Raw genomic sequence first — 11,491 nt, 5'->3', positions numbered from 1 at the left:
CGCGCCGATCGTCGGCGCTCGGCTCAGGGGAGCGGGGTGTTCTGCGAACCCAGGCGCGAGGCGTCGACGGTGTCGCGCGCGCCGCGCAGCACGCCGGTGAGGAATCCGGAGCCCCAGGAGAGGTGCATGGTCGGCAGGACGGCGAGGGTCCACAGGCGTTCGCGCGGTGTGCGCCCGCCACCGGGTCGCAGGGCCATGGCGAGCACCAGCAGAACATACAGCGCGAGCGGCAGATACACGATGCTCGCGATGAGCGCCGCGGTGGTCGGCAGTGCACCGCTCAGCTGCAGCACGGCGACGATCACGGCGACCGCGACGTTGAGCACGAGTGCGGGCGGGGCGAAGAATCGGATGCCGTTGCTGCGCCCGTAGCGGCGGACGAGCTCGCCGCGCCACGCACCGGTGGCGCGGAACTGTCGGGCCAGCCGCCACCAGCTCTCGCGGGGCCAGTAGGTCACGGACAGCTGCGGGTCGAGCCAGACCGTGTGGCCGGCCTGACGGATGCGCAGGTTGAGCTCCCAGTCCTCGCCGCGCCGGATCGATTCGTCGAAGAGTCCGACCTCGTCGAGGACGTCGCGGCGCATGACGCCCAGGTAGGCGGACTCGGCCTCGCCCTCGCGGTCGGTGCCGTGGTAGGCGCCGCCGCCGAGGCCGACGGGGGAGTTGTAGGCGCGGGCGACCGCGGACTGGAACGGGCTGCGGCCATCGGCGCGCATGAGGCCGCCGACGTTCGCGGCTCCGGTGCGCTCGAGCGTTTCGATCGCGCGGCGGGCGTACCCGGGGGAGAGCTCGGAGTGCGCGTCGACGCGCACGATGACGGGGCTGCTGCTCGCGCGGATCGCCGCGTTCAGGCCGACGGGGATGTGGGCTGCGGGGTTGTCGACGAGGCGGATGCGGTCATCGGCTGCGGCGAGGCGCTCGGCGAGCTCGGTCGTGCCGTCGGTGGAGGGGCCGAGCGCGAGGATGAGCTCGGAGGGGCCGTCGATCTCCTGCGAGAGGACGGAGGCGACGGCGTGCTCGAGGTAGTCGATCTCGTTGAGCACGGGCATGACGAACGAGACGCCGGCCGCAGGTGTTGTCGAATCGTTCTCTCCCACCCCCCGATCATGTCATGACGCGGAGGGTAGGCCTGCGTAGGCTTGTCATGTGGGTGCTGTAAGAGATGTCAAGAAGTCCTATCGCCTCCTGCGAAAGGCCCTGCGCTCGCGTCGAGCCGTGCAGAACGTTCGGCGTACTCTCGCGGCGATGCCCCCGCACCCGGAGGAGCACTACAAGATCGCGGTGTATTTCGCCGATGGCGCGGTCAACATGTACCAGATGCGCCAGTGGTACAAGCCGCTGGCCGAGCTGGCGAAGAAGTGGCCCGTGGTCGTGCTCTCCCGCAGCGCGACCGGCGCGGAGAAGCTCATCGCCGAAGACGCTCCGCCGGTCGCCTTCGTGCCGACCGTGCGCTACATGGAGCGCTTCATCCGCACGCAGGACATCCGCATCGTGCTGTACGTGAACCAGAACACGCGCAACTTCCAGATGTTCCGCTATGGCCGCCGTTGGCATGTGTTCATCAACCACGGCGAGTCCGACAAGATGTACATGACGACGAACCAGTACAAGGCGTACGACTACGCACTGGTCGCCGGTCAGGCCGCGCGCGATCGGCTCTCCCGCACCCTGTGGGACTTCGACATCGATCGGCGCACGATCGAGATCGGGCGCCCGCAGGCGGACCACTACTCCGGCTCGCTCCCGTTCAGTGCCGACGAGCGCACGGTCGTGCTCTACGCGCCCACCTGGGAGGGCGACCGCCCGAGCGCGTTCTACGGCTCGATCGCGACGCACGGCGAGAGCCTCGTCGCCGCGCTGCTGGCCACGGGCGAGCATCGCGTGGTCTACCGCCCGCACCCGCGCAGCGGCGTCGTCGATGCGGATTACGGCGCGGCGCATCGGCGCATCGTCGCCGCGATCGCCGCCGCGAACGAGGCTGACCCCGCGGCCGGGCACGTCTACGACGACGGTCCCGAGCTCGGCTGGCAGCTGGCGTCATCCGACGTCGCCATCGTCGACATCTCGGCCATGGTCTACGACCGTCTCGCCGTGGGCAAGCCGCTGCTGATCACCCGGCCGGCCGATGAGCGCGCATCCGTCGACACGGGCGGCTATCTCTCGGACTGCGAGTGGCTGACGGTCGATAGGGCATCCGGCATCGTTGCGGAGGTCGAGCGCGTGCGCGCCGACGAGGAGGCCATCGCGAAGCTGCGCATGTGGGTTCGCCATTACTTCGGCGATACGACGCCGGGCGTCGCGACCGCGAAGTTCCACGCCGCGATCGAGCAGTTGATGGCCGAGTGGGATGAGTGGCACCAGCGCGAGATCGGATCCGTCGTCACGGATGAAGACGATGACGACGAAGAAGAGAAGGACGATGAGCTGGTCGTCTGACCGCGCAGCCGGCTTCGCGCGCACGCGTGCGGTGGCCGGACGGGTGGATGCGCTCGAGCAGTCGCCCTCGACGAACGCCGAGCTGCGCGACCGATCCGCAGAATCACCGGAGTACCCGCACCTCTCGGTGATCGTGACAGCGGATCAGACCGCGGGGCGCGGTCGGCTGGATCGCTCATGGGTGACACCGGCGGGGTCGGCTCTGGCGATCTCGGTGCTCCTGCGGGATCTGCCGGCGGATCCGGTGGCGTTCGGATGGATTCCGCTGATCGCGGGAGCGGCGATGGCGGATGCCGTGGCCGCTCAGCTCCCGGACCACGAGGTCGGGGTGAAGTGGCCCAACGATGTGTTCGTCGACGAACGCAAGATCTGCGGCATCCTCGCCGAGGCGACCGGACAGGCGGTGGTGCTCGGCGCCGGGATCAACACGGCGATGACGACGGAGCAGTTGCCGGTGCCGACGGCGACGTCGTTCGCGGTGATCGGCGCGCAGTGCGACGAGGATCGGCTCGTGGCGGATTATGTGGGCCGGGTCGATGAGCTTCTGGGCGGTCTGCGCGCTGATGGCGATGCCGGTCGCGCAGGCGTGCACGCCGTGGTGTCGCAGAGGTGCATCACGATCGGGCGAACGGTCGACGTCTCGCTGCCCGACGGCACGCAGATGCGCGGGACCGCCACGCGGCTCCATCTTGATGGGCGCCTGGCGATCGTCGTGGACGGCGAAGAGCGGCTGATCGCCGCGGGCGATATCGTGCACGCCCGTCTCGGCTGACGACACCCCGGGCGGATCGGACACGCCGCACGGCGGACGGCGATGTCCGCGGCTCCAGGCACAATGGAGGAATGACCCAGCCCGTCGCTCTCGGAGGCAGGCCGACGATGCCGCCTCCGGGCGCGCCGGCCGAAGAGCGGCTGATCGCGCGGTTCCGCAGTCATGCCCGTGGCCTGTTCTGGTCGTCAGTGCTGGTGATCGCCGTCTTCGGCGCCACCGCCTACTTCTACAACAACCTGCCGGCGGGCTACGAGAACTGGATGCTGCTGGCCGCAGCGGGCCTGGTGATCCTGGTGGGCTGCGTCCTGCCGTATCTGGTCTGGGTCTCGCGCTCCTACACGGTGACGACGCGTCGTGTGATCGTCCGCCACGGGCTCGGGGCCCGTCATCGGCGGGAGATCTCGCACGTTCGCGGCTATTCGATCGCGGTGCGACGCGGGCTGCTCCAGCGGCTATGGGGTGCCGGGACCATCACCCTGTCCAACGGCGTCGATGAACCGGTGCGGTTGTCGAACGTCCCCCACGTGCGGCTCGTGCACGAGGCCCTGGCCGATCAGATCGAGGTCAACCAGATCCTTGCGCACCGCGATGCGCAGACTCTTCCCGAAGCGCCGACCGCAGCGCTCTGAGCCCGGGCGGCAACTCCGTGCCGCGGTACTCCGTGCAACGCGGTTCTCGAGGCACTCGGCATGCGGAAGAATGGTCGGGACGAACGGAGAACTCGATGGCGTTGCGTGTTGGTGTGATCGGCGGAGGACAGCTGGCCCGGATGATGATCGCCCCGGCGGTCGAGCTGGGACTGGAGATCCGCGTCCTCGCGGAGGCCGAGGGGATGTCGGCGCAGCTGGCGGCCACTGCGGTCGGGGACTACCGCGACCTCGACACCGTCCGCGCGTTCGCGCAGGACGTCGATGTCATCACGTTCGACCACGAGCACGTGCCGCAGGGGGTGCTGCGCGCGCTCGCCGATGAGGGCATCGCTGTGCGCCCCGGCCCTGATGCGCTGCAATTCGCGCAGGACAAGCTCGTCATGCGAGCCCGTCTTGCCGAGCTCGGTGTTCCGCAGCCCGATTGGGCGGCGGTCGCGAACGCGGAGGAGCTGCAGGCCTTCCTCGATGACCACGGCGGTCGTGCGGTCGTGAAGACCCCTCGCGGCGGCTATGACGGCAAGGGCGTGCGCGTGGTGTCCTCGGGTGAGGAGGCCGCGGACTGGTTCGCCGAGATCGGCGCGCTCCTCGTGGAGGAGCTCGTCTCGTTCACCCGTGAGCTCGCGCAGCAGATCGCACGCCGCCCGGGCGGACAGATGGTCGCCTATCCGGTGGTCGAGACCGTGCAGCGCGATGGCGTCTGCGCCGAGGTTCTGGCACCGGCCCCGGGGGCGAGCGAACGACTCGCCCAGGTCGCCGAGGGAATCGGTCGCCAGATCGCCGAAGGTCTCGGCGTCACCGGCATGCTCGCGGTCGAGCTCTTCGAGACCGATGATGAGCGCATTCTCGTGAACGAGCTGGCGATGCGTCCGCACAACAGCGGACACTGGAGCCAGGACGGCGCGGTGACGGGCCAGTTCGAGCAGCACCTGCGTGCTGTGGCGGATCTGCCCCTGGGCGATGCGGCACCGCGCGCCCCCTGGGCCGTGATGGTCAACATCCTCGGCGGGCCCGCCGAGGGCACGTTCGAAGACCGCTTCGAAGCCGCGATGACCGCTCATCCCGAGGCCAAGATCCACACCTACGGCAAGGCTGCCCGTCCCGGACGGAAGGTCGGACACGTGAACGTCGCCGGCGCTGATCTCGACGACGTCGTCTACACGGCACGCGCCGCCGCGGCGCAGTTCGACTGAGCCGTGAGCGCGCCATACAGCGCAAGCACGGCGGGCAGACCGTACCCTGGGGGAGTGACTGAGCCAATGCACTCCTCCGCAGAACCCGTCGTCGGCGTCATCATGGGATCCGACTCGGACTGGCGCGTGATGAGCGATGCCTCGCAGGCGCTCACCGACTTCGGCATCCCGCACGAGGTCGAGGTCGTCTCGGCGCACCGCACACCCGACAAGCTCATGCAGTACGCCCGTGAGGCGCGTGCTCGCGGGATCCGGGTCATCATCGCCGGCGCCGGGGGAGCAGCGCACCTGCCGGGCATGGTCGCCTCGATGACCGCTCTGCCGGTCGTGGGCGTTCCCGTGCCGCTCGCATACCTCGACGGCATGGACTCCCTGCTCTCCATCGTGCAGATGCCGGCGGGCATCCCGGTCGCGACCGTCTCGATCGGCGGCGCCCGCAACGCCGGGATCCTCGCGGCCCGCATCCTCGGAGCATCCGATGCCGCTCTCGGCGACCGCATCGAGGACTACGCCCGCTCGCTCGAGGCGCAGGTCGCCGAGAAGAACGAACGGTTGAAGGACTCCCTGTGACCTATGCGGCGCCGCGCGCGACGTCACGGCCCGGTGAGCGGCTGATAGAGACGCATCCGCTGCGCAACCCCGACGTCGAGGACCCCGCGTTCATGGGGCGCCGTGGCTGGTGGCTCGTGCTGATGAACGTGCTCGTGCCGGGCTCCGCCCAGGTGCTCGGCGGCGGCAACCGCAAGCTCGGCCGGTTCGGCCTGGGCGCGACGTTGCTGAGCTGGCTGATCGTCATCGCGTTGGCCGTCGCCGCGGTCATCTGGGGAACCTCGCTCGTCTCGCTCGCGACGAACTGGTTCGCGCTCACGGGCGTTCAGGTGCTGCTGGTCTTCTACGCCCTGCTGTGGGTCGTGCTCACCTTCGACACGCTGCGTCTCGTGCGTCTGGTGAAGGCGCCGCCGGCATCGCGGCTGGCGATCCCCGTCGTCGCACTCCTCCTGCTCGGACTCGTCGGTGGCTCGGCCGCCTACGGCGCGACGATCGCGGGAACGAGCCGCGGCGTCATCGGAGACATCTTCGGCAACAGCGGTCCGAGCGTCGAACCGAGCAACGGTTATTACAACATTCTTCTGCTCGGCGCCGACAGCGGCGACGGGCGCGACTCGATGCGCTTCGACAGCATCTCGGTCGTCTCGGTGAACGCCGAGAGCGGCGCCGTCACGATCGTCGGCATCCCGCGCGAGCTCCCGCACGCGCCGTTCAGCGACGGCAGCCCGATGCAGGAGGCCTATCCCGGCGGATTCCAGGGCCAGTCGTCTGACACCTGCGGCTGGAACGGGTGGATGAACCACGTGCGCTATGCGGCGGAGGTCTGCCGCGATGACGCCGGCGTCGGTCTGTATCCGGATGCCGCGAACCATGGTTCCGCGCCCGGGATCGAGGCGACGAAGGATGCCGCGGAGGGGATCCTCGGGATCGAGATCCCTTACTACATCTTCATCGACATGGACGGCTTCGCGACGATGATCGATGCCCTCGGCGGTGTCGACATCACCGTCGATGAGCGCCTGCCCAAGGGCGGTCCGCCCGAGGGCTGGACCGGCACGGACGCCAATGAGTGGGCGATCGGCTGGATCGAGACGGGCGCCCAGCACATGGACGGCGACACCGCTCAGTGGTATGCCCGTTCGCGCTACACGACGGATGACTGGGATCGAATGGAGCGCCAGCGCGAGCTGCAGCTCGCGATCCTCGAGCAGTTCACTCCGCAGAACGTGCTCGCCCGCTTCAATGAGATCGCGGCGGCGGGAACGGTTCTGGTCGACACCGACCTCCCCAAGGCGAAGCTCTCGGAGTTCTTCGACCTCATGCTGCTGGCCCGCGAGCAGCCCGTTACGACGATCGAGCTGGTTCCCAAGTTCGGCGTCGACGAGTTCAACCCCGACTATGCGTTCATCCGCGACCTCGTGCAGCAGACCCTGCACCCGCCGACGGAGACACCGGAACCGCAGCCCTGATCCCTGTGATCCCGGCCGGAGCGAGGAGCTCCTCCGGACGGGATCACAGGGTACGGCATGGGGGAACGACCAAAGGGCCCACTGCGCGTCATCGTGTTCTCACGATGGGGCACAGTGGGCCTTCCGGGTACGTACCGGATGCACCGGACGACGACAGGTCGGAGGGGGAGGGACCGTCGCCGCCCGGCGTTCGATCACCGCTTCTGCGGTGATCAGACCTCGGCGCGCTTGCGGCGCGAGGCTCCTGCCGCGACGAGAACTCCGCCGGCCGCGAGGGCGAGTGCGCCGCCCCCGAGAGCCCACGGCGAGACGCCGCCGCCCGTGAGGGCGAGTTCCATCGGTCCATCGGTCAGCGGACGCTCCGTGCCGGCGGGCGCGGTTCCGGGATCGTGATTGCAGCTCGAGACCGCGTCACGTCCGCTCGACACGGTGATCAAGGCCGTGTACGAGCGAGAACCCGTGAAGGCGACCGAGTAGGCGCCCTCTCCGTCTGCAGGCGCGCGGAAGGAGAGCACGAGCCCACCATCGGCGTTCGCGACGTTGCCCGAGAACGACGAGGCTGCGGCGTTCTTGCCGGATACACCGACAGCCACGTTCTCACCGGGCAGGAAGTAGCCGCTGCCGAACACGATCGTCGAGACCTCGCAGAGCCGGATCACCGGATCGTCGACGGTCACGCGCGGAGGCTCGGTATAGGCATCGGCTGCCGGCGTGATGCCGGACGGCGCAGCAGTTGCGACGGCCGGTGCAGAGAGCACGAGCGCGCCAGCGGTCAGGCTGATGACAGCCAGTTTCTTCAGCATGTTTCTCCCCCAGAGAGATGCACGCGGAATCATGCTCGAACACACCCCTGCGTTCGATCATGTGGGTCCTCCCTGCCCCCACGGCAGTATGAAAAGGACCCGGTATTCCCCAGTGATGATGAGACTAGCTCATCCATAGGATGTTTGTCACTACTCGCAGGTGATCCCCGCGCGTGTCGTGTCCGGAGTCGTGATCATAGGGGTGTGCTGCACCTGCGTGAGCCGCTCGCCGGCGCCCGTTCCGACGAAGGAGACGGTGACCATGGTCGATTCCCCCGGCGCGAGCGTCACGTCGTGCTGGACGGCGCTGCGGGAGCCGAGCAGCGCCGTCTGGACGCCCGCGTCGACGCCGTCTCGCGCGGTGGAGCGCACCGTCGCCCCCTCGGGGCCGTAGACGGCGATGAGCGTTCGCACACTTCCGGCAGGCACGTCGTAGGCGCCATCCGCCGTCACGTACGCCGGGAGCGTCTCCGCGGCATCCGATGGAGCATTGTTGGTCCATGTGACCCGCACCTGCGTCGTCGGCTCGCCCTCGCAGATGCCGACGGACGTCTCGATGTCGGCGGTCGTGTAGAAATCCATCTTCCCGCCGGTGGCATCGTTGAGGAGCACGCCGACGTATGTCGCCCGCTCACCATCGCGGGGGAGCGAGCCGCCCAGGCTCGACGCGGCGAGCAGCTCCTCCTCGTCCTCGTGCGCGCTCCAGATCCGGATGCGGTTCTCCTCGGCCGCCGCGGCGAGCGAGACCAGCAGTTTCTGCGGCTCGGCGGTTCCCAATGCGGCGGCGAACAGGCCGTTCGCGGCCTGGGCGAACAGGGCGTCCTGCTGGGCCGGGTCGGGGACGGCCGCATAGATCTCGGAGAGCAGCACCTCGAGCACGTTCTCGGCATCGACGCTGAACGGCCCGAAGCCCATCGGGCCGGTCGCATCCAGCAGATGGGTGGCGACGACAGCGTCGACGGCGATGACGCCGTCGACCGTCTCGCCGAAGCGCTCCTGCCAGCGCAGGGCCAGGGTCTCACCGGCCTCGGCGAAATCGGGGATGCTCGTGATGTTCTGCATGTAGCGGCCCGGACGGTCCTCGAACAGCGCGACCGTCGATTCGCTGAGCGGCAGTGGCTCGCTCAGAGTGGGGAAGTCGCGCGTCGACGCCTGACGGATGATGCGGAGGTGCCCGTTCTCGGCCCGGATGAGTGCGAGTGATCCGATGATTCCGCCGTTGGAGCGCAGCTCGGCGTTGTTCTGCATCGCGATCACATAGTTGCGCGGCCCCTCGCCGCCGAGCATGGAGGGCAGGAGTACGGATGCGCCGTGGAGCGCGCCGATCATGGTCGAGGCCTCGGTGACGACGTCGCGCATCTCGCCGACGGCCCCGGCCAGGGGCGGCAGTGTGGCGTCCGCATCGATCTGCTGCGCGCGCACCTCGGCGGCGGAGAGAGCGGCGCTGGCCGAGGCGAGCGGGGCCTCCACCTCGGCGAAGGGGGCGAGATCGACGACCCCTCCGGCGAATCCGAGATCGCCGAGATCGAGGTCGGCGGCGATCTCGAGCACGGGGGCGACGGCATCCGATGCGACGCTGTCGGTGATGGCTGCCACCTCTCGCACAGCGGTGAAGTTCGCCCCGAGCCAGGGCACGAACTCGAATCCGCGCCAGATGAGGTCATCCGTGAGATCGTGCGCGGTCGCCGCATGCGCGGCGATGCGCGGGGCGATCCGTTCGGCGCGTTCGATGTTGCCCTCGCCGAGCGCATCGCGCATCTGCGAAGCCGCGCTCTTGGCGTTCTGAAGCTCGCTGACCGCGCCCACGCCGCGGATCACGACCCAGCCGATCGCCAGCACGAGGAACGCGATCACCGCCGCGATGACCCGTTTCACCCAGCGCCGTTGTACGGGAAGTCGTCCGTCACTCACCTGAGCATTCAAGCATGTGGACAGCATCCCGGGGTTTGACGCACATCGCGGTTATTCTTTCGATATGAGTGTCATCTTGCGCGTCGTCCTCGATCAGGTCGCGCAGATCGTCGACCCCGATCAGGCCGGCGCGGCGCTGGATCTGGCCGCGGGACTCGTGCAGACGGCGCCATCGGGGTGCTCGGTCGAGGCGATCGTCCCCGCCGGCGGCAGCGCGGGCATCGCCGGCCTCACCGGCACCCGCACGCTCGGACTCGCGCGGCGCGAACTCGCCGCATCGTGGCAGCTCGGGCTCGCGCCGGGCGTCGGCGGCGGGCTGATCCACGCTCCGAGCATGATGGCCCCGTTGGTCAAGCACGATCGGCTGCACAACGACGATCAGGTCGCGGTGACGCTGTGGGATCTGAGCCCGTGGGATGCACCGTCCACCCTGCCTAAATCGACCGTCGCGTGGCACCGGGGCATGCTGCGTCGTGCTGTCCGGCATGCGGATGCGGTGGTCGTCCCCACGCACGCCATGGCGGCGCGGCTATCGGAGATCGCACGCCTCGGCGATCGCGTGCGGGTGATCGCCGGGGCGCCTCCCGAGGGCTTCTCAGCGCCGGACGACGCGGCTGCGCGCCGTGAAGAGCACACGCTGCCGGCGGAGTACCTCGTGCTCGCCGGCTCCTTCGGCGATCTTGAGCAGGGATTCCGCGCCGCCGCGGCCGCCGATACGGATGTCGTCGTCCTCGATGCCGCGGAGGGCGCCGAGCCGCGCCTGGCCGAAATGGCGGCAGCAGCCGGTCTCGCCGAGCGACGGGCGCACATCCGGGGTGCGCTGCACAGCGCCGATCGCGCCGCCGTGCTCGCCGGTGCGTCGGCGTTCGTCGCGACGAACCCTGCCGGCGTCTGGCCGTGGCGGGCGATGGAGGCCATGGCACTGGGCGTTCCGATCGTCGCGGTCGACAGCGGTGTGCACCGGGACGTGATCGCCGAGGGCGGTTCTCTCGTGGCATCCGAGGGGCTGGCGGATGCCGTGGCCGAAGCCGTCGGCGCGGGGTCGAAACGCCTGTCGGTGCTGGCCGACGACCGCGCACGGGCGTTCTCCTGGGCGAGTTCCGCGGAACGGGTCTGGTCTCTGCACGCCGACCTCTGACACAGGGAATCAGGGCGACACGCCGGAGATTTCTGTCGTTTCTGCGGGCTCAGTGGCACCATGACGCGACTTCCGTCACACTAGTCACATGTCTCGACGTGCCCCACGCTCTCGAAACGTGCCCAGGATCGCCCGATTCCTCACTGTCCTTGTCGCCGCGACGGCCCTCGTCGTCGGCACAGTGGCACCGGTCTCGGTGGCGTCGGCTTCGGCTTCCTCCAGCACGTCGGTCTCTTCTCCCCGCGCTCTCGCCGATCTGACCAAGACCGGCGTCGTGAAGACCTCGTTGGTCGGGTTCACGCCCGGCAACATCATCAGCGACGCCGTGTTCACGGACAAGAGCACGATGACCGAGGCGCAGATCCAGACCTTCCTGAACTCGAAGGTCTCGCGCTGCCAGTCGGGATATGTGTGCCTGAGGGATCTCAAGGCGCCGACGCAGAAGAAGTCCGCCGACGCGTACTGCAGTGGGTACGCGGCGTCCTCGGGTGAGACCGCGGCGCGGATCATCTACAAGGTCGCGCAGTCGTGCAACATGAACCCGCAGGTTCTCATCACCATGCTCCAGAAGGA

The 11,491-nt window shown here is 68.9% G+C and carries 10 protein-coding genes and 1 pseudogene; 8 read left to right on the top strand and 3 right to left on the bottom strand.

Annotated features, from left to right (window positions below; translation table 11 throughout):
• Positions 1–23 precede the first annotated feature (23 nt).
• Positions 24–1,049, bottom strand: a complete 1,026-nt coding sequence (locus Q0Z66_RS01270) for a glycosyltransferase family 2 protein (RefSeq protein ID WP_298037019.1) — start codon at positions 1,047–1,049, stop codon at positions 24–26.
• Between the two features lie 97 nt (positions 1,050–1,146).
• Between Q0Z66_RS01270 and Q0Z66_RS01265 the strand changes: the two genes are divergently transcribed.
• The 6 genes from Q0Z66_RS01265 (at position 1,147) to Q0Z66_RS01240 (ending at position 7,066) form a co-directional block, all read left to right on the top strand.
• Positions 1,147–2,436, top strand: coding sequence for a CDP-glycerol glycerophosphotransferase family protein (locus tag Q0Z66_RS01265; protein ID WP_298036748.1), 1,290 nt, complete (start codon positions 1,147–1,149; stop codon positions 2,434–2,436).
• A complete protein-coding gene (locus Q0Z66_RS01260) occupies positions 2,420–3,208 on the top strand; it encodes a biotin--[acetyl-CoA-carboxylase] ligase (protein ID WP_298036745.1) in 789 nt (262 codons plus the stop codon). The genes Q0Z66_RS01265 and Q0Z66_RS01260 overlap by 17 nt, the downstream gene beginning before the upstream one ends.
• Before the next feature lie 71 nt (positions 3,209–3,279).
• On the top strand, positions 3,280–3,837 hold the full coding sequence (locus Q0Z66_RS01255) for a PH domain-containing protein (RefSeq protein ID WP_298036742.1): 558 nt from the start codon (positions 3,280–3,282) through the stop codon (positions 3,835–3,837).
• A gap of 32 nt (positions 3,838–3,869) precedes the next feature.
• Positions 3,870–5,048 (top strand): 5-(carboxyamino)imidazole ribonucleotide synthase, encoded by a 1,179-nt coding sequence (locus Q0Z66_RS01250; protein ID WP_298037016.1) that lies wholly within the window; start codon positions 3,870–3,872, stop codon positions 5,046–5,048.
• Positions 5,049–5,150: 102 nt separating this feature from the next.
• Positions 5,151–5,618 (top strand): 5-(carboxyamino)imidazole ribonucleotide mutase, encoded by a 468-nt coding sequence (gene purE, locus Q0Z66_RS01245; protein WP_298037014.1) that lies wholly within the window; start codon positions 5,151–5,153, stop codon positions 5,616–5,618.
• Positions 5,615–7,066, top strand: coding sequence for an LCP family protein (locus Q0Z66_RS01240; protein WP_298036739.1), 1,452 nt, complete (start codon positions 5,615–5,617; stop codon positions 7,064–7,066). Before purE ends, Q0Z66_RS01240 begins: the two co-directional genes overlap by 4 nt.
• Before the next feature lie 212 nt (positions 7,067–7,278).
• Here Q0Z66_RS01240 and Q0Z66_RS01235 read toward each other — a convergent pair whose 3' ends face one another.
• Together Q0Z66_RS01235 and Q0Z66_RS01230 are read right to left on the bottom strand one after the other, a co-directional pair.
• Positions 7,279–7,869, bottom strand: a complete 591-nt coding sequence (locus tag Q0Z66_RS01235; RefSeq protein ID WP_298036737.1) for a hypothetical protein — start codon at positions 7,867–7,869, stop codon at positions 7,279–7,281.
• Between the two features lie 150 nt (positions 7,870–8,019).
• A complete protein-coding gene (locus Q0Z66_RS01230; protein ID WP_298036734.1) occupies positions 8,020–9,780 on the bottom strand; it encodes a DUF4012 domain-containing protein in 1,761 nt (586 codons plus the stop codon).
• 64 nt (positions 9,781–9,844) lie between these two features.
• On the opposite strand from Q0Z66_RS01230, the gene Q0Z66_RS01225 reads away from it, so the two are divergent.
• On the top strand, positions 9,845–10,918 hold the full coding sequence (locus tag Q0Z66_RS01225) for a glycosyltransferase (RefSeq protein WP_298036732.1): 1,074 nt from the start codon (positions 9,845–9,847) through the stop codon (positions 10,916–10,918).
• Positions 10,919–11,036: 118 nt separating this feature from the next.
• Positions 11,037–11,491: pseudogene (locus Q0Z66_RS01220) on the top strand (hypothetical protein); the annotation flags it as partial.

The sequence above is a fragment of the uncultured Microbacterium sp. genome (assembly GCF_947632095.1).
Taxonomy (GTDB): Bacteria; Actinomycetota; Actinomycetes; order Actinomycetales; family Microbacteriaceae; genus Microbacterium.
Note: the sequence above shows the minus strand (reverse complement) of the source record. Positions and strands in the feature narration are given on the sequence as shown.